The organism is Rhodoferax sp. LS1P39 (assembly GCF_056521425.1).
The window spans coordinates 355,333-376,860 of sequence record NZ_JBWMAV010000002.1; the positions used below are offsets into that span (position 1 = coordinate 355,333).

Sequence of the window (21,528 nt, forward strand, 5' to 3'; positions counted from 1 at the left end):
TAAAACAGGCTCCCGTGCTTATTCATAGAGCGTGAGCAGCTCTCTTTTTTAAAGTAAAAAAGGAGAGCATTCGCTACCCGGGCGCAATGGGGCGGCAGCGAGACGTGCACCTCGAAAGACTCCCCCTGTAATCAAGCCTTCATCCCCCGCGCCGATGCTGGCGCAGCGGCATGTCGCCGTTGCCACCTTTGCGAGACCTCTATGACATCCCACAGCACGCCCGCCATCGAGTTGCCGACCGAAATTTTTGACGAGGAATATGAAACCGTGGGCGACCACCACCGCATGGCGGCGCACCACTTTGCGGCGGCGGCCAAGCTGCACCTGCTGGCCGCCACGGCCGATGACGAAGGCGACGACGAAGCCGCCGCCCGCCATGCCTACAGCGCCTACCGCCACCAGCTCAACGGCACCCAGTACGCCGAGATTGCGGTGATGGACAGCGAGACTATGGACGACGAGGAGAGCCCGGAAGTCGCGGCCGACTAAGCTACTTCGGATACTGCTGGCGCGAATGCACGATGTTCAGGACCTCGATTGCCGAAAGAGTCCTGCGGTAGACGATGGTGTAGTTGGGGTGGCTGACAAACTCATGCGTACCGGCTACCCGGCCCCGGCGGTAGTGGGCCGGTAGCACGGCCAGCATGTCCGCATCGTCAATCAGCTTCTCTGCCAGCGCCTGCGCAGCCCTTGGATTGCTTTGGGCAATGAACGCGACGATCTGCTGGATATCTGCGAGTGCGTCGTCAAGCCAGATGACGGTCAGCATGGCTGGCTTGCACAGCTTGTATGGTCGCACCCACCTTGCGCATCACTTCATCACTGCTGTAGCGCGGTGTGGTCGGATCATCGGCTTTGGCGAGCGACTGCTCTACCTTGGCGCGAAACCAGCGGTCGTAACTGGCCGCCGCTTCGTCGCTAGGGAACTCTGAGGCAATGGGGTCGAGAACAGTAGACATGGATGAAAGACTAGCACAAACCGACGGATGCGGGAACGCCCAGGCCGCTGCGGACTGCTTCGCGCCATCTTTGGTCAACCCGCTGCTGCAGCGGCCCGTAACTTGTCTTTCTTGCTGGGCCGCTTGCCTTTGATGCCGCCATTGGCCTGCGCGGGCAGGGACGGCACGGCCAGCTCGACTGGCTCGAAACCGGCGACCTCTTCGCGCGGCAGGCTCAGGCCCTGGCGTTTTTCGATCAGGGCGAAATGGGCTGCGGTGTCGGCGGTGATGAAGCTGTAGGCCTCGCCGCTTTGCCCGGCGCGGCCCGTGCGGCCGATGCGATGCACGTAATCGACGGCGGAGCGCGGCAGGTCGTAGTTGACGACCACTGGCAGCTCGGCCACGTCAATACCGCGCGCGGCCAGGTCGGTGGCCACCACCACGTGCACGCGCCCGGCCTTGAAGTCGTCCAGCACCTGGGTGCGTTTGCCCTGGCTGAGCTGGCCGTGGAAGGGTTCGGCCCAGATATCGGCCTTGCGCAGTTTGTCGGCCACGATCTCGGCCGAGAACTTGGTGGCCACAAACACCAGCACGCGCTGCCACTTTTGGGTTTGCACCAAGTGGCGCAGCAGCTGGGTGCGGCGGCTGGCATCCACGGCGATGGCGCGCTGGGCGATGGCGGGCGCGGCGGTGTGGGTGGTTGGCTCGGCGGCCATTTCAATGCGCACCGGGTCGCGCAGCAGCTGGGCGGCCAGGGCCTCGATGGCGGGCGGGAAAGTGGCCGAGAACAGCAGGTTCTGCCGCTGCGCGGGCAGCAGCGTGAGCACGCGGGCCAGCTCGTCGGCAAAGCCCAGGTCCAGCAGGCGGTCGGCCTCGTCCAACACCAGCGCGGCCACGTGGGAGAGTTGCAGAGCGTTGTGGTCCACCAGATCGAGCAAACGGCCCGGTGTGGCGACCACGATGTCGGCCCCGCCGCGCAAGCCCATCATTTGCGGGTTGATGGACACGCCGCCAAAGATCACCGCAATCTTCAAGGGCTGCGGCAGGTGCTGGGCCAGGCCGCGGAACACCTCGGCCACCTGGGCGGCCAGCTCGCGCGTGGGCACCAGCACCAGCACGCGGGGGCGGCGCTTGCCGTCTTGGCGCGGGGCCTCGGTCAGGCGCTGTAACAGGGGCAAGGCGAAGGCAGCGGTTTTGCCCGAGCCAGTGGGCGCGGCGGCCCACACATCTGCGCCGCGCACGATGGCCGGAATGGCCGAGGTCTGGATGGCGGTGGGCGCGGTAAAGCCCTGTTCGCGCACGGCGCGCAGCAAGGCGGGAGCAAGTCCCAGGGAGGCAAAGGGCATGGGGGGTGCGTCGGGCAGGACGGCAGATAGGGGTGGGCAGTTTAACCCCCCACGCAAGGCAGCAGAATTGTTTGCGTGTTAAATTCAGCGCTTGCGCGCGCGCCGACTGCATCATTTGCTATAAATATTGCAGCATGTGCACCCGGCCCGCTGGCCACATTCCAGCGGCCCCTACCCCACTTGCATGTGAAAGAAAGCCGCAGTTGAGCGACGATTTTGACTCCCTGTTCGACAGCCCTCCAATAGCGGCGGCACCTGCCGAAGCACCCGCTGCAGCACCGGCAGCCCCTGCCGTGCCCACCAGCACCGCAGTGGCCACGGTGCCAGCCGAAGCAGTGGAAGCAGCGCCGGAAGCGCCGGCCCTGTGGCTGGCCCTGTACAAACCGGGAGCCGATGTGCAGTACGAGGGCGAACGCCACACCGTCAACCATGTGCACATCAGCCGCAAAGGCCTGTTCGTGCGGCTCAAGGAAAAAGACGGCGTGGTGCCCGCTGAAAAGGTCGACGTCGCCCTGACCCGCGTGGTCTTGCCGATGCAGGCCTACCAGCCACCGCCCACTCTTGTGCCGCCCATGCCGCCCGGCCCTTCACGCACCAAATAACTCCTTAGCTCCTGCATGACCACTCTCTTCACCTTTCTCCACCTCGCCGCTGCCATCGTCTGGATGGGCGGCATGACCTTTATGCTGTTTGCGCTGCGGCCTGCCGCGCTGCTGGCGCTGGACGCACAAGTCCGCGCCCGCCTGATGCTGCAGGTGTGGCAGCGGTTTTTCCGGCTGGTGCTGGGCGCCATCGTGGTGCTGCTGGCGACCGGCGGGCACCTGTTTGGCAGCGGCATGAAAGCCTTTATGGCTGCGGGTGGCAGTGTGCCGCTGGGCTGGTCGATCATGGCCGCGCTGGGCGTGGTGATGGTGCTGGCCTTTGGCCACATCCAGTTTGCCGGGTTCGCCAAGTTCAAACGCGCGGTGGCCGCCGCCGAATGGCCCCTGGCCGCCAAGGCTGCTGGCCAGATCCACACCCTGGTGGTGCTGAACTTTGTGCTGGGCTGGGTGGCGATTGCGGCGGTAAAGCTGCTGCACTAGTTTTGAAGTTTGGCGTGTTTGGGCCGATAACTCTTTATTGCCAGGAGACTCTCTTATGAACATCGCCAGCACCACCGCCGTGCAGTCCGCCACGTCAGATGCCCAAGCCCCCACCTCCGACAGTTTGAACATCCGGGTGCTGAAAAAAGCCCTGGACGCGCAAGCCGTGGCGGCGCAGGCGCTGATTGAATCCATTCCCCAGCCCCTGCCCGCACCTGCGCTGGCCACCTCGGGCAGCCTGGGCACGCAGCTCAACACCTTCGCCTGACGGCACCGCCTGATACCCTTGCGGGTATGACTTTCTCAGCCCCCGCCCACTGCATTCCCGTCCCCCTCGCCAAAGCCTACCGGCTGATGAACCACGGCCCCGTGGTGCTGGTGTCATCGGCCCACGGCGACACCATTAACGTGATGGCCGCTGCCTGGTCCATGCCGCTGGACTTTGAGCCGCCCAAGGTCACGGTGGTGATCGACAAGGCCACGCTGACCCGGCAACTGGTGGAGGCCAGCGGGGTGTTCGCCCTGAACATCCCCTGTGTGGCCATGGCCGCGCAGACCCTGGCCGTGGGTACCGACAGCGCCCACACCGTGCCAGGCAAGCTGGCGCAGCACGGCATCACCACCTTTGCCGCCAGCCAGATCGCCGCGCCGCTGGTGCAGGGCTGCGTGGCCTGGCTGGAATGCCGGGTGCTGCCCGAGCCGCACAACCAAGGCCAGTACGACCTGTTCATCGCCGAAGTAGTAGCAGCCTGGGCCGACGAACGGGTGTTCAGCAATGGCCGCTGGCACTTTGATGCCGCGCCCGACGCGCTGCGCAGCCTGCACTATGTGGCAGGCGGGCAGTTTTATGCGACCGGTGCCTCGGTGCAGATCACGCCCTGATCCGGGCCACCTGGCTAGCGGTTGCCGTGACCGCGTCCGCGGTCATCACGGCCATGGTCGTTGCGGTCTTCGTAACGGTCGTTATGGCGATCGTGGCCGCGATCGTGGCGCTGCCCATCATGGCGGTCACCGCGGTCATCACGCCAATCGTCGCGGCGGTCATGGTGCGGGCGGGGGCCTCCGCGCGGCTGGGCCCACCAGCGGTTGCGCTCGTTGACCTGCACAAAATACACCGGCCGACCGCAGGCGTTGTAGCGCCCGCAGTAGCGACGCCAGTTTTTGGAATGGCCCGGCGGCACGTACAAATACAGCGGCTGCTGGGCGACGGGGCCGCGCTGGATCAGCATGGGCTGGGCATACAGCACCGGCGGCGGGGGGCGCCCGCCAAAGGTGATCTGGCCGTACACGCCGGGGGCAATGGCCCCGCCCACCGTGCCGTTGATGTACACGTCTTGCGCTTGGGCCGCGCCCGCGCCCAGGCCACAGGCCAGCGCCAGCAAGGCGGCGGCTTTGCGGGCACGGGACACATGGGAAGAAAAGGAAACCAAGGGATGGGTCATGCGGTGCTCTCGTTGTACAAACATTGGTATACAACGTGGGAGTGCTGGCTGCGGAGGACAGTTCCGGTTGTAAGCGGTGCTTTACAACCTGGATTTCTCATGGTCTTTTAGCCCCTCTGCGCCTATCGCATAAGCACAAGCAGCTCTTTATTCGATAGCAGTCATGCCAACTGCACCAGTACCTGCCCGCCCTCCACCTTGGCCGGGTAAGTCTTCAGATTGACGCACACCGGCGCGCCCAGCGCCCGCCCGTCGCGGATGTCGAAGCGGCCGTTGTGCTTGGGGCACTCCACCACGTGCTCCATCACCAGGCCGTCGGCCAGATGCACTTTTTCGTGGGTGCACAGGCCGTCGGTGGCGTAGACCTTGTCGTTATAGCGGTACACCGCGTAGGTGTGTTGGTTATGGTCAAAGCGCAGCACGTCTTCGTCGTCGATGTCGTCCAGCGCGCAAACTTCGGTCCAATGTGTCATGGAAGTCTCCTGGTAGGCGGTCAAACAAAGGCCGCCGCAGCCCGGCGCTGGCGCAGCAGGGCGGGCAAAATTTCGCGCCAGGCCGACCACAGGCTGGCGTGGGGCGGCGGGCATTGGCTGCGGATGGCGGCGTGCAACTGGGGCAGCGCGTGGTAGGGCACCATGGGAAAGGTGTGGTGCTCCAGGTGGTAATTCATGTTGGCGTATAGAAAGCGGAACACGGCGTTGGTATGGAAGGTGCGGGTGCTGGCGCGGTGGTCGTGCACGTTCTCCTCCAGACCGGCGTGCTGGGTCAGGTTGAACACCTGCGCCAGCGCGCCGCCGTAAAAACGCGGGCCTACCACCAGCACTAAAGGCAGCAGGCTTTGCAGCAGCACGCAGGCGGCCAGCAGCGCCAGGAAGATGGCGACATAGATGCGGGATGCGCGGATCACCTTGGGCCGCTCGGCCACGGGGATGAAATGCAGGCCGTCCGGCGTGATCTGGCCGCAGGCATGGCGCACGATGTTGGCGATCTGCGCCGCGCCAGACTTGAGGAAAAACAGGTCCAGCAGCAGGCCGCCCAGGCGCACCGGCTGGTGCACGGCGATTTCGGCATCGCGCCCCACCATCAGCGTGTGGGTGTGGTGGCGGGTGTGGCTCCAGCGCCAGTAGTGGCCCTCGTGCAGCGTCATGAAGCCTGCGAGCTGGTAGAACATCTCGTTGAGCCAGCGCGTCTTGAACGGCGTGCCGTGCGACAGCTCGTGTGCCCGGTGGTCGGCAGACGCGTACAAGATGCCGTACACCGCAAACGCAGGCAGGCACCACCACGTTCCCCAGGTGAGCACGCCTGCCGTGCCGCTGGCCAGCAGCAGGGCCAGCCACAGGCCGTAGTTCCACAGGCTGTGGCGGTCGTTGCGCTGCATCAGTTGCTTGAGCAGCTTGCGGTCGATGCGGGGGCTGAACCAGGGCGTGGTGTCTGGCGCGTCAGCGTCGCCGCGCAGGGCGTAGGGGTTGGACATGCAAAGGTCTCCGGGTGGTTGTGGTGTGCGGTAATGGTAGGTGCGCAGCCCTTTAATTTGACGGCTATTCGGCATTTCATGGCATAAACTGGCATACCTCATGACAGATATGTCAAAAATACCAGAAACACCCTCCTCCCGCGCCACCATGGCCGATGTGGCCCGCGCCGCCGGGGTTAGCCCGTCCACGGTAGACCGCGTGCTGAACGCCCGCGTGCCGGTGCGCAGCGACACCGCCGACCGCATCCACACCGCAGCACAGACGCTGGGCTACCACCCGGTGGGCATCATCCGCGCCCGCCTGCAAGAGGTGCGGCCCAAGCGCACGCTGGGCTTTTTGCTGCAGCAGCGCAGCTCGGCCTTTTACAGCGGCCTGGCCGACGCGCTGGCCACTGCCACGCAGGCTAGCGCGCAGATGCAGGGCCGGGCCGTGGTACGGTTTCTGGACGACCTGGCCCCCCAGGCGGTGTGCGCGCAACTGGCGCAGATGGCCCAGTCCTGCGACGCGCTGGCGCTGGTGGCCGCCGACCACCCCCACATCCACGCCGCCATCGCCCAGCTGCGGGCGCAGGGCAAGCCGGTGTTTGCGCTCGTGTCCGACCTGGATGCCCCCGAGCGCGCAGGCTATGCCGGGCTGGACAACCGGCGCGTGGGCCGCACTGCGGCAGGCTTCATCACCCGGCAGGCCGCGCAGCCGGGGCAGATCGGCATCTTTGTGGGCAGCCACCGCTACCAGTGCCAGGAGCTGTGCGAGATGAGTTTTCGCTCATATGTGCGCGAGCACGCCCCCGGCTTTGAAGTGCTGGAGCCGGTGGTGACGCTGGAGAGCGACCACTACGCCCAGGAAGCCACGCGCGACCTGCTGCAGCGCTACCCCGACCTGGTGGGCGTGTACGTGGGCGGCGGCGGCATCGACGGCGTGCTGCAAGCCCTGCGCGACCATGTTGATCGCCAGCCGGGCGTGCCCCTGGTGGCGGTGGCCCACGACCTGACCCCCACCACCCGCGAGGCGCTGGTGGGCGGCTATCTGCAGGCGGTGCTGTCACACCCTCTGCCGTTGCTGGCTGAGCGCTTGGTACGCGCCATGGCCGAACCGCCGTCAGCAGTCCAGCAGATCGTGGTGCCTATGGATATCCATACGCCGGAGAGTGTGTGAAATGGGCTGCTTGTGCTTATTGCGTGGGCGGGAGCAGCTATTTATTCAATAGCGTTTGGGTTTGGGGGCCGTGTGGGCAGGATGTCCTCTTGCCGAGGCTACGCCGCCAGCGACAGGCGTTCATTTAGTCAAGCAGAGGCCAATTGGGCAATAACCCGATGGGCACGAGTGTCGGCTTTAAGGGTGTTGGCGAGGACCTTATCGATTGCCCCCTGTTGGCCGGTAGCCTCTCTCTATGTTTGGCGGCAGGTGCCCCTCGGTGACATCCCATGCACTCCGATACACGCGATCAGCGGCTTGGCAAAGCCTGCTCTGCGCTATTTCTGGAGGACGTGTGTTTAGGTAGCAGAAATCCAGCATCATCAGAAATATTCTGATCAAATAGCCCTCTAGCGCTTATCTCATAAGCGCAGCAGCTACAAATTTGATAGTTTTCAACCCCGCTGCGGGAAATACCGCTCCACATACCGCTGCATCTCCCCCCGCATAAACCGGCTGGAATCTTCCGCCCGCTCTTCCCACGCAAATACGCAGCTCGACATCACGCCGTCAAAACCCACCTCGCCCAAGGTCTGGAAGAACAGGTTCCAGTCGATCTCACCCTGGCCCATGTCCAGGTGTTGGTGCACGCGGACCTGGGTGGAGCCGGGGGGGTTGACGATGTAGCGCAGCTGGCTGCTCTTTTTGTGGTTGAAAGTGTCGGCCACGCGCACGTGGGCCAGCAGCGGCGCGGCTTCGCGCAGCATGGCGGCCATGTCGTCGCCGTAGTAGAAGGTGTGCGGCGCAATGTAGGACAGGCGCAGCGCTTTGGAGCCGATGTTCTGGACGATGTCGATGGCGGGCTGCAGTTGCTCGATCCAGTCTTCGGGGTGCGGCTCGACGGACAGGGTGATGCCCTCGCGCTCCAGGATGGGCAGCAGCTCGTCCATGGAGCGGAACCAGGCGGCCTCGCACATCTCTTTGGTATTGATGAAATGGGCACCTGGGCGCTCGCCCACCGAGCGCTCGGTGGACGCGCCGCGCCCGAATTCGCTAATCATCAGGGTGCAGCCCATTTCCACGGACACCTCGATGGCTTTCTTCCAGCAGCGCACGGCCCACTGGCGCTCGTCTTCAAACGGGCTGGCCCAGCGGTACATGGGCTGCAGGCTGGCCAGGCCCACGCCGTGGGTGCGCATGGCGGCTTTGAAGGCGGCCATGCGGTCTTTGGTGGCGCGGGGCATGACCCACCAGTCCAGAAAGTCGGCGCGCGGCGACAGCTCGATCTGGTCGTAGCCCAGCTCGGCCGTGGCGCGGCACAGCTCGGGCAGCGACAGGTGGCGGATCATGTAGGGGTCGAGCGCGATTTTCATGGGTTTTAGAACGTGTTTAAGTTCGTCACGCGCCCAACTGCACCAGCACCTGCCCGCCTTCCACCTTCGCCGGATACGTCTTCAGGTTGATGCACACCGGTGCCCCCAGCGCCCGCCCATCGCGGATGTCGAAGCGGCCGTTGTGCTTGGGGCATTCCACCACGTGTTCCATCACCAGGCCGTCGGCCAGGTGGACGTGCTCGTGGGTGCACAAGCCATCGGTGGCGTAGACCTTGTCGTTGTAACGATACACGGCGTAGGTGTGGTTGTTGTGGTCAAAGCGCATCACGTCTTCGTCGTCGATGTCGTCCAGTGCGCAAACTTCGGTCCAATTGGTCATGAGTTGTCTCCTTGTGGTTGTTGAATTTATGCGGCAGCTACAGGCATTTGGCGCACCACGTGGTAGTGCGGGTCTTGGGCCTGTTTCAGCACGGCGGGAATGATCTCGCGGTAGGCGGCGATGGTGCCGTCGTAGGCCGGTGGGCAGTCGTCTTTGATGGTTTCGTGCAGTTGGGGCAGCGCGTGGAACGGCACCATGGGGAACATGTGGTGTTCGACGTGGTAGTTCATGTTCCAGTACAGAAAGCGGAACACCGGGTTCATGTAGACGGTGCGGCAGTTCTTGCGGTGGTCGAGCACGTTTTCGGGCAGGCCTGCATGCTGGGTCAGGCCGAAGAAGGTGTACAGCCAGGTGCCGCCCATCACCGGCAGCAGGCCAAACAGGGCCAAAGGTAACCAGCTGCCGAAGTAGACGGCGCTGGCGATCAGCACGGCGTACAGCACCACCCAGACGCGGGCTTCCTTGACCATTTGCGGCCACTCCATCTCGGGCACAAAAGTCTTTTCTTCTTCGCCCAATATGCCGAAGGCATTGCGCAGCACGCGCCACAGCTCGCGCGGGCCGGACTTGATGGAAAACAGGTTCAAAAACATGCCCAGCAAATCGGTAGGCAGCGTCACGGCGACTTCGGGGTCGCGGCCGGTGACCAGGGTGTCGGTGTGGTGGCGGGCATGGCTCCACTTCCACACGCTGGGGCGGCGCAGCACCTGAAAACAGGCCATCTGGTAGAGCACATCGTTCATCCAGCGGGTTTTGAAGGCGGTGCCGTGGCCAGCTTCGTGCCAGCGCGAATCGGCCGGGCCGGTGTAGAGGGTGGCGTACACAAAGAAGGCCAGCCAGGCCCAGGCCGTGCCCCATGTCGCTACCAGCACGGCACCGGCAGCAAGGATCAGCGCGTACCACAGCACGGTGTCGCGGATGGCCTGTGCGTCTTCACGCTGCATCAGCTGCTTCATGCGGGCGCGGGGCACGGCGCATTTGTACCAGCTGGCGTTGACCAGCCCGGCAGCCTGGGCCCGGTCGCCTGCGCCGGATATCAGGTGGTAGTCGTCCTGGGTGCGGGTCCAGTTTGGGCCCGCAAAGGCTGTCGATTCGGTGGTGGGCATGGGGCGTGTCTCTCGTTTTGTGCTGCGGATGCCGGATGCTAAAACCAATGCCGCCTGCCGTGTGATGCAAAACCTCAAAAACCATCAAATCATTGCAAAAACTATCAACTACCAGGGGCAAAAACTTGCATTTATGGCAGAGAATGCGATAATCCGGGTCTATGAAAGCCAAAATCACCCTGCATGACGTGGCCGAGGCTGCGGGCGTGAGCACCGCCACCGTCGACCGCGTGCTCAACAGCCGCCTGCCGGTGCGCGAAGGCACCACGCTGCGCGTCATCGCCGCCGCCGAAAAGCTGGGCTACCACGCCGTGGGCCTGATGCGCGCGCGGCTGAAAGAGCGCGTGCCGGTGCGCCATCTGGGCTTTTGCTTGCAAAAGCGCAACGACCATTTCTACCAAACCCTGGCCGCCGCGCTGCAGCAGGCCGCCACCCAGAACCAGCCCGAAACCTGCGTGGCCCACATCACGTTCATGGACGCACTGGAGCCCGCCGCCATCGCCGAACAGCTGCTGGAGCTGGGCGGCAAGGTGGACGCGCTGGCCGTGGTCGCCGTCGACCACCCGCACGTTACCGCTGCGGTGGAGGCGCTGTTTGAGCAGGGCACGCCCTGCTTTGCGCTGCTGAGCGACATCAGCGCGCCGCACCGGGCGGGCTACATCGGGCTGGACAACCGCCAGCGTGGCCGCACCGCCGCCTGGGCCGTCAGCCGCCTGAACCGGCAGACGACGGGTGAAGTCGCGGTGTTTGTGGGCAGCCACCGCTACCTGGGGCACGAGCTGGCCGAGATCAGCTTTCGCTCCTACCTGCGCGAGAACGCGCCCGGCTTCAAGGTGCTGGACACCCTGGTGAACCTGGAAGACCCGCAGCTCGCCTACGAGGCCACGCTGGAATTATTGGCCCGCCACCCCGAGCTGGTGGGCCTGCACCTCACCGGCGGCGGCGGCGCGGGCGTGATCCGGGCGCTGCGCGAAGACGCTGCCGATCGCCAGCTGGTAGTGGTGTGCAACGAACTCAACGCCACCACCCGTGCCGCGCTGATCGATGGCGTGGTGGACCTGGTCATCCACACCCCGCAAGAGCGCCTGGCCCAGACCGCCGTGGCCCAGATGCTGGCCGCCACCCTGCCCGGCGCGGTGGTCGCCGGGCCGCAGCAGAAGCTGCTGGCGATGGACTTGTTCACGCCCGAGAACATGGGGTAGCTCTTTTCCCCGCCCCCAGGTTGCAACCCCAGGTCAAAACATTGCACCCTGGGGAAAACAAGAATTTTAATAATTGTGTAATTATTTCTCCACCGCCACGATGGCGGAAATCGGGCTGGAGGCATCCGGCCCGGAACACACAAATACCTCGCAGAGGTTCAACAAAAAATGGAGACAACCATGCCCAATTTGCGCAAGCACCCCGCCGCCCTTTCGCTCACCCTGGTCGCTGCCGCCGCGCTGTACGCCTGCGGTGGCGACGATGTCACCCAGGCCACGCTGGGTGCCAAGTCGGTTAACAAACTCACCGTGGACGGCTTGCAGTTCAAGGACATGAACAAAAACGGCACGCTCGACGTGTATGAAGACTGGCGCAAGAGCCCCGCAGACCGGGCCAAAGACCTGGTGGCCCAGATGACGCTGGCCGAAAAAGCCGGGGCCATGATGCACGGCACGGCCCCCACCAACAGCACCGGTTACGACCTGGCAGCCCTGGGCAGCTTGCTCACCGACGGCAAGGTCAACACCTTCATCACCCGCCTCAGCCTGGGTACCCAGACCATGGCGGAGCAGTACAACCAGATGCAAGAGGTGGCAGAGGCCACCCGGCTGGGCATTCCGGTGTCGCTCAGCACCGACCCGCGCAACCATTTCCAGTACACGGCCGGTGCCAGCGTGGCAACGGGTAGCTTCTCGCAATGGCCTGAGACCCTGGGCATGGCCGCCATTGGTGATGCCGCACTGACCAAACGCTTTGGCGATGTTGCCCGCCAGGAATACCAGGCCGTAGGCATCACCCAAGCCCTGTCGCCCCAGGCCGACCTGGCCACCGACCCGCGCTGGGCGCGCACCAATGGCACCTTTGGCGAAGATGCCGACCTGGCCAAAAAGATGGTGCAGGCCTATATCGAAGGCTTCCAGAATGGCAGCACCGGCCTGCACAAAGGCAGTGTGGTGGCGGTGGTGAAGCACTGGGCGGGCTACGGCGCGGCCAAAGACGGCTGGGACAGCCACAGCGCCTACGGCAAATACATGACCTTCCCCGGCAACAACTTTGCCTACCACCTCAAGCCCTTTGAAGGCGCGTTTGCCGCCAATGCGGGATCGGTGATGCCCACCTATTCCATGCCGGATGCCCCCTTGACGTACGACGGCATCAGCTTCGAGCAAGTGGGCGCGGGCTTCAGCAAGCAAATGCTGACCGACCTGCTGCGCACAAAAATGGGCTTCAAAGGCGTGGTGCTGTCCGACTGGGCCATCACCGAAGACTGCAACGCCATCTGCACCAACGGCACGGCCCCCGGCACCGCACCCTCGTTCGCCAACTTCGGCACGCCCTGGGGCGTGGAAAACCTGACCAAGGCGCAACGCTATGTCAAAGCCGTGAACGCCGGCATGGACCAGTTTGGCGGCGTGACCGACACCAGCCATCTGATCGCAGCGGTAACAGCAGGCACCCTGACCGAAGCCCGACTGGGCGAATCGGCCTACCGGGTGATGCTGCAGAAATTCCAGCAGGGCCTGTTTGAAAACCCCTACCTGGATGCGGCCCAGTCGGTGGCCACTGTGGGCAACGCAACCTTCAAGGCAGAAGCCCTGGATGCACAGCGCAAAGCCCTGGTGTTGCTGGAAAACAAGAACAAGGTGTTGCCCCTGGCCGCCAGCGTCAAAAAGGTCTACCTGTATGGCGTGGAAGCCAGTGTGGCCGCCCAGTACGGCCTGACCGTGGTGGCCACGCCCGAGGAAGCCGATGTGGCCATTGTGCGGGTGAGCGCACCGTATGAAACCCTGCACCCCGGCTACATCTTTGGCACCTTCCAGCACGAAGGCAGCCTGGCCTACGCCGATGGCAATGCCGACTACGAGGCCATCAAGGCCGCCAGCGCCAAGGTGCCCACCATCGTGACGGTCTACCTGGACCGCCCGGCCATCCTCACCAATGTGCGCGACAAGGCCGCCGCCATCCTGGGCAACTTCGGGGTCAGCGATGTGGCGCTGTTCGATGTGCTCACCGGCAAGGCCAAACCGCAGGGCAAGCTGCCTTTTGAGCTGCCCTCGTCCATGGCCGAAGTGGAAGCCCAGTTGTCGGATATGCCGCACGACACGGCGCATCCGCTGTACCCGGTTTTCCATGGGCTGGCGTACTAAACTGTAGCCATCTCTGCCTGCCGCTGCACGCAGCGGCAGGTCTGTAAAACCATGGATACCCGCTATAAAACCGTTTCCAACACCATCGCCCGCAAGCAGCTGCAGTATGCGGATGCGATGGGAATGTCGGGCGAAGAACTGCTGCGCAGCGTGGGCGTCAGCCCCGAAGAGCTGCAGCGCGAAAACGGGCGGATAGAGGCGCACAAGCACATCCGCATCACCAAATTGTTTGCGCACCAGCCCATTCCGTACGAGCGGTTCATCTCCGGCGGGCTGGACCCGCTGTTTGACGACTACCCCCTGCTGGCCGCCGTGTGTGCCAACTGCCCCACCCTGCGCACGGCCCTCACGACCTTCATGCAGTTTCGCGGCATCATCGGCGAGCTGGATTTTTTGCACTTCTACGAGGCCCAAGGCCTTGCGCGCTTCGAGTTCATTTCAGAAGGCATGCCGCCCACCTTTGACAAGGGGGCACTCGCCAATTTGCTGAACATTGCCAAGATTGCGCACCACTACTGCCTGGGCGTGCGCCTGCCGATGCGCTGCCATTTGCGCGGCCCCGCACCAGCCGATGCCAGCGTGATGGAAGACTTTTTAGAGGGCAAGGTGCTGTACAACATGGACAGCAACATCCTGGAGTTTTCCACGGCGCAGTTCGATGCGCCCTACCCGCAGTTCAATGCGGTGCTGCACCGCGTCTTCAGCCAGAAGCTGGCCCAGGAGCTGGCCGCCATCCAGACCCATGGCGCGTTCTCGTCACGGGTAGAGCACGCCATTCGCGGCATCTTCACCGCAGAAAACAGCAACCCCACGGGGGATGCCGTGCTGAAGAACCTGTGCGCGCAAATGAACACCACGCGCTGGACGCTGTGGCGCAAGCTGCAGCAAGAAGGCCAGACCTACCAGGACATCGTGCTCAAGGTGCGCACCCAGGTCGCACGCAGCTACCTGGAAAAGCCCGGCATGTCGCTGGGCGCCATCAGCCACCATCTGGGGTTTTCGTCCCAAAGCGCGTTCAGCCGCTTCTTCAAAGACCAGGAAGGCATCGCCCCCACGCTGTACCGCCACCGGATACTGGGGCGCGAGTGAAACCCACGCTGCACGAACGCTATTGAAATAAGAGCTGCTTGTGCTTATCAGATCAGCACAAGCGCTCGATTTTTCTTAAATCGCTATCCCACCAAAGTTTGCAGCACCGCCACCGCCAAGGCGTGGTCTTCCGCCTGCGGCAGGCCCGACACCGTGACCGTGCCTACCACCTGGCCCACACCGCGGATGCGCAACGGGAACGCACCGCCGTGGGCCGCGTACTCGCGCGGGTCCAGGCCGGTGGCGGCATCAAAGTCGGTGCCCTTGCTGCGGTACAGCGTGCCCATGTAGAACGAGCTGCGGGCAAAGCGGCGCACCACGTTGTTCTTGCGGCGCACCCAGTCCACGTTGTCGGGGTTGCAGCCCTCCATGGCGTGCTGGAACAGCTGCAGCTCGCTCACGCGGATATCCACCAGCACCGACTGCCCGGCCTGCCGCGCCGCGTTCACGATGCCCAGGCCCAGGTGCAGGGCGGTCTCGCTGGTAAAGCGGCCAAATTGCAGGGTTTCTTCCTGGCGCAGCAGCTCTTGCAGCAGGGTTTTTTCGTCTTCAGGCATCAGGGTCTCCGGGTTTAAAAAGTATGCAGTTGGCTGCGCACGTATTCTCCTACCCGCAGGCCTTGCGCGGCCACAGTCAGGGCCGGATTCAGCGCGGCGGACGACGGAAAGAAGCTGGCATCCACCACAAACAGGTTGGGGTGGTCGTAGGCGCGGCACCACGGGTCCAGCGCGGCCTGCGCCGGGTCATGGCCCATGCGCACCGTGCCGCACTGGTGCGAAGGCGTGTCGATACCAAACGGGCGGCTCAGCACCACCGGGAATCCCAGGCCGCGCAGCAGCGCCTTGGTGCGCGCCACCAGCGTGGCGTGGCTGGCCATGTTGGTACGCTGCCAGTGCAGTTGCGCGCCGCCGTCGGCCAGCGGGCGGACGGTGCTGTCAGGGTGCGGCAGGTCTTCGGACATAGCCAGCCAGTCCACGCTGTGGCGCGTCAACATGCGGCCCGCCCAGCGCGGCAGCAGCGGCATGGCCGAGCGCACCATGGGCTCCTGGATGTTGCCCAGCATCTGGATGTGGCCCAGCGGCGCGGGGTGGGCCGGTGTGCCGTCGTAAAAGTCGTTCAGCGCCAGGGTCTTGGTGAAGCGCGTGGTGTTCACCGTGCTCGGCAGCATGCCCATCAGGCAGCTGGTGTTGTGGTTCATGTAGTAGCGGCCCACGCTGTCCGAGCTATTGGCCAGGCCGCGCGGGTGCTGGCTGCTGGCCGAGCGCTGCAACAGCAGGGCCGAGTTGATGGCCCCGGCGCTGAGGATGAAAAGCGGCGCGCGGATGGTTTGCACCTGGCCCTGGTGCATCACTTCCGCCGCCACGATGCGCTGGCCGCGTGCGTCGGTCAGCAGGCGCAGCACCTGGCTGCCAGTTTGCAGCGTCACATTGGGGTGCTGCAGCGCCGGGTCGATGAGCCGGGTTTCGGCATCGCCCTTGGCACCCACGGCGCAGGGAAAGGCATCGCAGGTGCCGCAGCGCACGCAGGTTCCACCGGGGTGCAGGTCCACGGCCGACGGCATGTGGAAGGGGTGCAGGCCCTGCCCTGCCAGTTGCCCGGCCAGCGCGCCGATCAGCGGCTCGTGCGGGATGGCGGCGTGCGGGTAGGCGCTGGAGCGCGGCGGCTCGGTCGGGTCCTGCCCGGCCTGGCCGTGCACGCCAAACACCCGCTCGGCCTCGGCGTAGTACGGCTCCAGGTCGGCATAGGTGATGGGCCAGGCGGGCGAGGTGCCGTCGGCATGCTCGGTGGCCTCGAAGTCGCGCGCACGGAAGCGGAACATGGCCGTGCCGTAAAACTTGGTATGGCCACCCACAAAGTAGTACTGGCCGGGGTGGAAGGGCTGGCCCGCGCCGTCCAGCCAACGCTCGGGGGCGCGGTAGCGGCGCTGGACGAATACCGCTTGCGGATCGGTGTTCTGCGGCTCGCGCGGCAGGCGTTCGCCGCGCTCAAGGATCAGGATGCTGGCCCCGGTATTGGCCAGGCTGCGCGCCATGGCCCCGCCGCCCACGCCGGAGCCGATGATGACGATGTCGACATCCACGGCGATCAGACTTTCTGTACCGGCGTGCTGCGCCCGGTGCGCGCGGCTTCCAGCACCGCCAGCGCAGCCGCCAGCGAACGCAGGCCATCCTCGCCCGTGGCCGCAGGCGCGCCCTGCCCCTGCACGGCGCGGTTGAAGGCCGCCAGCGAATGGGCGTACAGGTTGTGCGGCTCCACGGCCACCACGCGTTCGCCCTCGGCAGTGCGCAGCCGCATCTCGCCCACGGGCCGCTGCGTCATCACGTCGCGGCCCACCAGAGAGCCCAGGCTGCCGTGGATCTCGATGCCGGTGCCCGCATGCGGCACATTGAAGGCATCGTGCAACTGCGCCAGCACACCGTTGTCAAAGCGCAGCACGGCCATCACGCCATCGGCCAGGGGGCCTGCGGTGGGGGTCATGGCGATGGCCTCCAGCGGCTCGGCATCCAGCAGAAAGCGCAAGGTATCGGCATCGTGCACGGTGATGTCCAGCACCACGCCGCCACCCGCGTCGGCCTGGTTGACGCGCCAGCCTTGCAGGTGGGCGGGCAGTTGCACGGCATGGAACACGCGGGCAAACAGCGGCGTGCCGATGGCCCCGCTGCGGATCAATTCACGCATGGCCTGGTGCGTGGCCGCGTTGCGCAGGTGGTGGTTGGTGCCCAGCACCACCCCGGCGGTTTTGCAGGCCGCGACGATGGCCTGGCCGTCCGCCAGGTTCATGGCCAGGGGCTTCTCGCACAGCACATGCTTGCCCGCAGCGGCAGCGGCAATCGCCTGCGCGGCGTGCAGCTCGTTGGTGGTGCTGATGTAGACGGCATCCACCGCCGGGTCGGCCAGCAGCGCGTCAAGTGCGGTGTACGACTGCGCAATGCCGTGGGCCGCCGCGTAGTCCGCACCGCGCTGGGCGTTGCTGCTGAGCACGGCCGCCACCGTGTTGCCCGGCTGGGCGCGGATCGCGTCGATCATCCATTCATGCGCGATGGTGCTCGCGCCTACCAGTCCCCAGCCTAATGTGTGTGCCATGGTGTGCTCCTTGTGTTGTGGAGCCCAGTTTAGGAAAGCGCCGCCGCTGGGCTGGCAGAAACATCGCAGGTTTTTGCACGATTGCCGCATCTCTACCCACCCTGCTGCGCCAATTGCATAATTCGGCCATGCAGCCCTGGTTGGAACAAGTCACTCGCAGCAGCGGCCAGTCGTGGACGCTGTTTGACCGGCAGTTGCCCGCGTTTCCGTTCAACTGGCACTACCACCCCGAGTTCGAGCTGACCCTGACGCTCAACAGCAGCGGCCAGCGCTTCGTGGGCGACCACGTGGGCCAATACGGCGATACGGACCTGGTGCTGGTCGGCCCGAACCTGCCGCACGCCTGGCAGTCGCGCGCCGCGCTGGACCCATCGCAACCCCACCGCGCCCTGGTGCTGTGGTTCCAGCCGCAATGGGCTTACGGCCTGACCCAGCCCTACCCGGAGCTGGACAGCATCCTGCCGCTGCTGGCCGATGCGCGCCGGGGCGTGGCCTTCAGCACGGCCACGGTCGCCACCGTGCTGCCCCGGTTGCTGGCGCTGGTGGACATGGCCCCGGCGCAGCGCTGGCTGGGCCTGGTGGAGGTGCTATTGCTGCTGGCCGCCGACCGCCAGCGCCAGCTGCTGGCCCTGCAGGGCTTTGCCACCGACCAGCTGCCGCGCGACCGGGCCCGCCTGGACCGGGTGCTCGCGCACCTGCACGCCCATTACGCCGAACCCATCCGCCTGGAGACCCTGGCCGAGCTGGCCGCCATGAGCGAAAGCCAGTTGCAGCGCGCCTTCAAGCGCAGCACCCGCAGCACCGTCAGCGGCTACCTGGCGCAACTGCGCATCGGCCACGCCTGCGCCCTGCTGCTGGACGGCGACCGCCCCATCGCCCAGATAGCAGAGGCCACCGGCTACCGCCAGCAGAGCTATTTCACCCGGCAGTTCCGGGCGGTGAAAGGCGTGACACCGCTGGCGTTTAGGCGTGGATTCCACACTTGAATTGCTCTATTTAAGATAGCTTCTTGCGCCCATTCCATCAGCACGAAAGCTACTTTTTACGCATAGGTCAAAACACAAATAAAAGCGCTCAGTCCGCGATGCGTTCGATGCGCACCTGCAGCGGCCCGGGGCGTTGCATCGCGGCCAGGCCGGTATCCACCCGACCCATGCGCACCAGCCCATCGGCGTACACGTTGTCGCCCGCAAAAAAGACCAGGTGGTTCAACGGCGCGTAGTAGGCGATGTCGCCCACCACCGGGTCCAGGCCCGCCGGTGCGCCCACGGTGGACAGCTTGCGCGGCAGGTCGCCAATACGCTCGACCTTGGCGAAGTCTCTCAAGGTGATGGTCAGTGGCAGCAGCGCCGCAAAGTCGCGGGCGGTGGCGTTGTCGGCCAGGGTGGCGGTGGCCACCTCACCTTGGACGTGCAGGCGGATCTTCATGGGCAGCTCCTGGGCAAAAACAGACGTGGCGAACAAGGCACAGACCCACAGCGCGGTATTGCGCAACCAGCGGGCTTTGCTATCGGAAGAGGTGTGGTGTGTGGGCATAACCTGCATTCTGGCGGCCCTTGCAGACCCCGACTAGATAATCAATGCTTACATAGTCTGTTAGTTTTTCTAAGCAATCTTTCAGGGAGACTCGCTCCATGGCACGACGCAACCTCAACGATTTACTGGCTTTTGTGACCGTGGCGCGCGAGGGCAGCTTTACCCGTGCGGCGGCGGCGCTGGGGGTCACGCCCTCGGCACTCAGCCAGGCCATTGCAGGGCTGGAGACGCGCTTGCGCATCCGCCTGTTGACGCGCACCACGCGCAGCGTGTCGCCCACGGCAGCAGGCGAACGGCTGGTGCAGGCCATTGGCCACCGCTTCGACGAGATCGAGGCCGAGCTCGACGCCCTGACCGACATGCGCGATAAGCCCGCAGGCACGGTGCGCATCACCAGTGGCGACCACGTACTGCAGACCACGCTGCTGCCCAAGCTGGCCCCGCTGCTGCTGGCCTACCCCGAGGTGAAGCTGGAGTTCGACGTGAACTACGGTTTCCGCGACATCGTGGCCGACCGCTTCGATGCCGGTGTGCGCCTGGGCGACACCATCGACAAAGACATGGTGGCCCTGCCGATAGGCCCGCCCCTGCGCATGGCCGCCGTGGCCACGCCCGGCTACTTTGCCGCCCACCCCGCACCCGCCACGCCGGGCGAGCTGGTGGACCACCAGTGCATCCACATCCGGTATTCGCCGCAAAGCGGCCTGCCCGCCTGGGAGTTTGAGCGCCAGGGCCAGACGCTGAACGTGCGCGTGGACGGCCAGGTGGTGGTGAACACCACGCCGCATGTGGTGGGCGCTGCGCTGGCCGGGCTGGGCATTGCCTATCTGCCGGAAGAAGAATTTGCGCCGCACATCGAGCAAGGCCGCCTGGTGCGCGTGCTGCAAGACTGGTGCCCGCCGTTTGCCGGCTATTTTTTGTACTACCCCAGCCGCCGCCAGCCGTCGCCCGCATTCTCGCTGGTGCTGGATGCGCTGCGCCTGTCCAGCGCGGCAAAGCCCCGGCGGCGCAGATAGATCACGACCCAAGGAACCCCATGCACACCGTTGACCTGCCCGCCGGGCACCCTACGCCCGCCACCACCCGTCCCGCCTGGGGCGCGGTCTTGTCCATGGCGCTGTGCGTGGCGGTGCTGATCGCCTCGGAGTTCATGCCGGTCAGTTTGCTCACGCCGATTGCGCATGACCTGGCCCTGTCCGAGGGGCGCGCGGGGCAGGCGATTTCCATCTCGGGCATTTTTGCGGTGCTCACCAGCCTGCTCAATGCGCCGCTGACGGGCCGCTTCGACCGGCGGTGGGTCTTGCTGGGCTTTACCGCGCTGCTCACGGTATCGGGCGTGGTGGTTGCAACAGCCCACAGTTACGCGGTGTTCATGCTGGGCCGCGCGCTGCTGGGTGTGGCGATTGGCGGCTTTTGGTCGATGTCCACGGCCACCGTCATGCGGCTGGTGCCGACCGCTGCCGTGCCCCAGGCCCTGGCCACCATCAATGGCGGCAATGCCCTGGCCGCCACCATCGCCGCGCCGCTGGGCAGTTTCCTGGGCCAGTTTATGGGCTGGCGGGGTGCGTTTGCGCTGGTCATTCCCTTGGCCGTGGCCGCGTTCGCCTGGCAATGGGCCCGGCTGCCGCCCATGCCCGGCAACCCGCACACGGCCTCTGGCAACCCGTTCAGGCTGCTGCGGCGGCCTGCGGTGGCGCTGGGCATGGCGGCCACCCTGCTGCTGTTCATGGGGCAGTTTGCGGTGTTCACCTACCTGCGGCCGTTTCTGGAAACCATTACCGGCGTGGGTATCTCGGCGCTATCGCTGATGCTCTTGCTGATGGGGGCCAGCGGCCTGCTGGGGACCTACCTGGTGGGCGTGTTGCTGAAGACGCGGCTGTTCGTCTGCCTGGTGCTGATTCCGCTGTGCATGGCGGCAATGGCGCTGTTGCTGATCGCACTGGGGGCCTCGGCCACGGCGGTGGCGGTGCTGCTGCTGGGCTGGGGCCTGGTGGGCACCGCCGCCCCGGTGGCCTGGGGCGTGTGGCTGAGCAAGACGCTGCCGCACGATGCCGAGGCCGGGGGCGGCCTGATGGTGGCCACCATCCAGCTGGCCATCACCCTGGGTGCGGGGGTGGGTGGCGCACTGTTCGATGCGGTGGGATGGTGGGCCCCATTTGCGCTGGGGGCGCTGCTGCTGGCCGGATCGGCGGTATTGGCGTGGGCCGCGCGCAAACCTTGACATAGATCAGCC

At 65.2% G+C, this 21,528-nt stretch carries 26 protein-coding genes; 13 read left to right on the forward strand and 13 right to left on the reverse strand.

What is annotated here, in order from left to right:
* The first annotated feature begins 201 nt into the window (after positions 1 to 201).
* On the forward strand, positions 202 to 489 hold the full coding sequence (locus tag AC097O_RS04995; RefSeq protein WP_479591758.1) for a hypothetical protein: 288 nt from the start codon (positions 202 to 204) through the stop codon (positions 487 to 489).
* A gap of 1 nt (position 490) precedes the next feature.
* Here AC097O_RS04995 and AC097O_RS05000 read toward each other — a convergent pair whose 3' ends face one another.
* The 3 genes from AC097O_RS05000 to AC097O_RS05010 form a co-directional block, all read right to left on the reverse strand.
* Positions 491 to 769: a type II toxin-antitoxin system RelE/ParE family toxin gene (locus AC097O_RS05000; protein ID WP_479591759.1), complete on the reverse strand. Its 279-nt coding sequence runs from the start codon at positions 767 to 769 to the stop codon at positions 491 to 493.
* Positions 747 to 959 (reverse strand): type II toxin-antitoxin system RelB family antitoxin, encoded by a 213-nt coding sequence (relB, locus tag AC097O_RS05005; protein ID WP_479591760.1) that lies wholly within the window; start codon positions 957 to 959, stop codon positions 747 to 749. The genes AC097O_RS05000 and relB overlap by 23 nt, the downstream gene beginning before the upstream one ends.
* Positions 960 to 1,033: 74 nt before the next feature.
* Positions 1,034 to 2,284, reverse strand: a complete 1,251-nt coding sequence (locus tag AC097O_RS05010) for a DEAD/DEAH box helicase (protein WP_479591761.1) — start codon at positions 2,282 to 2,284, stop codon at positions 1,034 to 1,036.
* Positions 2,285 to 2,487: 203 nt separating this feature from the next.
* Between AC097O_RS05010 and AC097O_RS05015 the strand changes: the two genes are divergently transcribed.
* From AC097O_RS05015 to AC097O_RS05030, 4 genes are read left to right on the forward strand one after another with little or no spacing between them, the layout of a single operon-like run.
* Positions 2,488 to 2,886 (forward strand): hypothetical protein, encoded by a 399-nt coding sequence (locus AC097O_RS05015; protein WP_479591762.1) that lies wholly within the window; start codon positions 2,488 to 2,490, stop codon positions 2,884 to 2,886.
* A 15-nt stretch (positions 2,887 to 2,901) separates the two neighbouring features.
* Positions 2,902 to 3,366: a hypothetical protein gene (locus AC097O_RS05020; RefSeq protein WP_479591763.1), complete on the forward strand. Its 465-nt coding sequence runs from the start codon at positions 2,902 to 2,904 to the stop codon at positions 3,364 to 3,366.
* A gap of 55 nt (positions 3,367 to 3,421) precedes the next feature.
* A complete protein-coding gene (locus AC097O_RS05025) occupies positions 3,422 to 3,634 on the forward strand; it encodes a YjfB family protein (RefSeq protein ID WP_479591764.1) in 213 nt (70 codons plus the stop codon).
* 26 nt (positions 3,635 to 3,660) lie between these two features.
* Positions 3,661 to 4,248 (forward strand): flavin reductase family protein, encoded by a 588-nt coding sequence (locus AC097O_RS05030; protein ID WP_479591765.1) that lies wholly within the window; start codon positions 3,661 to 3,663, stop codon positions 4,246 to 4,248.
* A gap of 14 nt (positions 4,249 to 4,262) precedes the next feature.
* Here AC097O_RS05030 and AC097O_RS05035 read toward each other — a convergent pair whose 3' ends face one another.
* From AC097O_RS05035 to AC097O_RS05045, 3 genes are all read right to left on the reverse strand, one after another.
* Positions 4,263 to 4,808 (reverse strand): hypothetical protein, encoded by a 546-nt coding sequence (locus tag AC097O_RS05035; protein WP_479591766.1) that lies wholly within the window; start codon positions 4,806 to 4,808, stop codon positions 4,263 to 4,265.
* Between the two features lie 161 nt (positions 4,809 to 4,969).
* Positions 4,970 to 5,281, reverse strand: coding sequence for a MocE family 2Fe-2S type ferredoxin (locus tag AC097O_RS05040; protein ID WP_479591767.1), 312 nt, complete (start codon positions 5,279 to 5,281; stop codon positions 4,970 to 4,972).
* 20 nt (positions 5,282 to 5,301) lie between these two features.
* Positions 5,302 to 6,282 (reverse strand): fatty acid desaturase, encoded by a 981-nt coding sequence (locus AC097O_RS05045; protein ID WP_479591768.1) that lies wholly within the window; start codon positions 6,280 to 6,282, stop codon positions 5,302 to 5,304.
* A gap of 109 nt (positions 6,283 to 6,391) precedes the next feature.
* Between AC097O_RS05045 and AC097O_RS05050 the strand changes: the two genes are divergently transcribed.
* On the forward strand, positions 6,392 to 7,438 hold the full coding sequence (locus tag AC097O_RS05050) for a LacI family DNA-binding transcriptional regulator (RefSeq protein WP_479591769.1): 1,047 nt from the start codon (positions 6,392 to 6,394) through the stop codon (positions 7,436 to 7,438).
* A 434-nt stretch (positions 7,439 to 7,872) separates the two neighbouring features.
* Here the strand turns inward: AC097O_RS05050 and AC097O_RS05055 are convergent, their stop codons facing one another.
* The 3 genes from AC097O_RS05055 to AC097O_RS05065 are packed head-to-tail and all read right to left on the reverse strand — an operon-like array spanning position 7,873 to position 10,236.
* On the reverse strand, positions 7,873 to 8,790 hold the full coding sequence (locus AC097O_RS05055; protein WP_479591770.1) for a sugar phosphate isomerase/epimerase family protein: 918 nt from the start codon (positions 8,788 to 8,790) through the stop codon (positions 7,873 to 7,875).
* Positions 8,791 to 8,815: 25 nt separating this feature from the next.
* Complete coding sequence (locus tag AC097O_RS05060) at positions 8,816 to 9,130, reverse strand: MocE family 2Fe-2S type ferredoxin (protein ID WP_479591771.1); 315 nt, start codon at positions 9,128 to 9,130, stop codon at positions 8,816 to 8,818.
* Between the two features lie 26 nt (positions 9,131 to 9,156).
* Entirely contained in the window at positions 9,157 to 10,236 is a 1,080-nt protein-coding gene (locus tag AC097O_RS05065; RefSeq protein ID WP_479591772.1) for a fatty acid desaturase family protein, read from the reverse strand.
* On the opposite strand from AC097O_RS05065, the gene AC097O_RS05070 reads away from it, so the two are divergent.
* The 4 genes from AC097O_RS05070 (at position 10,235) to AC097O_RS05085 (ending at position 14,675) form a co-directional block, all read left to right on the forward strand.
* The gene (locus AC097O_RS05070) at positions 10,235 to 10,423 is read left to right on the forward strand and encodes a hypothetical protein (protein WP_479591773.1); all 189 of its coding nucleotides are present in this window, start codon (positions 10,235 to 10,237) and stop codon (positions 10,421 to 10,423) included. The genes AC097O_RS05065 and AC097O_RS05070 overlap by 2 nt on opposite strands.
* Positions 10,398 to 11,438 carry a substrate-binding domain-containing protein gene (locus AC097O_RS05075; protein ID WP_479591774.1) on the forward strand — a complete coding sequence of 347 codons (1,041 nt, stop codon included), beginning with the start codon at positions 10,398 to 10,400 and terminating at the stop codon, positions 11,436 to 11,438. Before AC097O_RS05070 ends, AC097O_RS05075 begins: the two co-directional genes overlap by 26 nt.
* A 180-nt stretch (positions 11,439 to 11,618) precedes the next feature.
* The gene (locus tag AC097O_RS05080; RefSeq protein ID WP_479591775.1) at positions 11,619 to 13,586 is read left to right on the forward strand and encodes a glycoside hydrolase family 3 protein; all 1,968 of its coding nucleotides are present in this window, start codon (positions 11,619 to 11,621) and stop codon (positions 13,584 to 13,586) included.
* 51 nt (positions 13,587 to 13,637) lie between these two features.
* Complete coding sequence (locus tag AC097O_RS05085; RefSeq protein ID WP_479591776.1) at positions 13,638 to 14,675, forward strand: helix-turn-helix transcriptional regulator; 1,038 nt, start codon at positions 13,638 to 13,640, stop codon at positions 14,673 to 14,675.
* Between the two features lie 83 nt (positions 14,676 to 14,758).
* Here the strand turns inward: AC097O_RS05085 and AC097O_RS05090 are convergent, their stop codons facing one another.
* The 3 genes from AC097O_RS05090 to AC097O_RS05100 are packed head-to-tail and all read right to left on the reverse strand — an operon-like array spanning position 14,759 to position 17,759.
* Positions 14,759 to 15,232: a heme-degrading domain-containing protein gene (locus AC097O_RS05090; protein ID WP_479591777.1), complete on the reverse strand. Its 474-nt coding sequence runs from the start codon at positions 15,230 to 15,232 to the stop codon at positions 14,759 to 14,761.
* A 14-nt stretch (positions 15,233 to 15,246) separates the two neighbouring features.
* A complete protein-coding gene (locus AC097O_RS05095) occupies positions 15,247 to 16,755 on the reverse strand; it encodes a GMC oxidoreductase (protein ID WP_479591778.1) in 1,509 nt (502 codons plus the stop codon).
* A 5-nt stretch (positions 16,756 to 16,760) separates the two neighbouring features.
* On the reverse strand, positions 16,761 to 17,759 hold the full coding sequence (locus AC097O_RS05100; protein WP_479591779.1) for a Gfo/Idh/MocA family protein: 999 nt from the start codon (positions 17,757 to 17,759) through the stop codon (positions 16,761 to 16,763).
* Between the two features lie 140 nt (positions 17,760 to 17,899).
* On the opposite strand from AC097O_RS05100, the gene AC097O_RS05105 reads away from it, so the two are divergent.
* Positions 17,900 to 18,745, forward strand: coding sequence for a helix-turn-helix domain-containing protein (locus tag AC097O_RS05105; protein WP_479591780.1), 846 nt, complete (start codon positions 17,900 to 17,902; stop codon positions 18,743 to 18,745).
* A gap of 88 nt (positions 18,746 to 18,833) precedes the next feature.
* On the opposite strand, the gene AC097O_RS05110 is transcribed toward AC097O_RS05105, so the two are convergent.
* Positions 18,834 to 19,295 carry a cyclophilin-like fold protein gene (locus AC097O_RS05110; protein ID WP_479589481.1) on the reverse strand — a complete coding sequence of 154 codons (462 nt, stop codon included), beginning with the start codon at positions 19,293 to 19,295 and terminating at the stop codon, positions 18,834 to 18,836.
* A 98-nt stretch (positions 19,296 to 19,393) separates the two neighbouring features.
* Here AC097O_RS05110 and AC097O_RS05115 point away from each other — a divergent pair, with 98 nt between their 5' ends.
* Both AC097O_RS05115 and AC097O_RS05120 read left to right on the forward strand, forming a co-directional pair.
* The gene (locus tag AC097O_RS05115; RefSeq protein WP_479591781.1) at positions 19,394 to 20,311 is read left to right on the forward strand and encodes a LysR family transcriptional regulator; all 918 of its coding nucleotides are present in this window, start codon (positions 19,394 to 19,396) and stop codon (positions 20,309 to 20,311) included.
* Positions 20,312 to 20,331: 20 nt separating this feature from the next.
* Positions 20,332 to 21,516, forward strand: coding sequence for an MFS transporter (locus AC097O_RS05120; RefSeq protein ID WP_479591782.1), 1,185 nt, complete (start codon positions 20,332 to 20,334; stop codon positions 21,514 to 21,516).
* Positions 21,517 to 21,528: the final 12 nt, after the last annotated feature.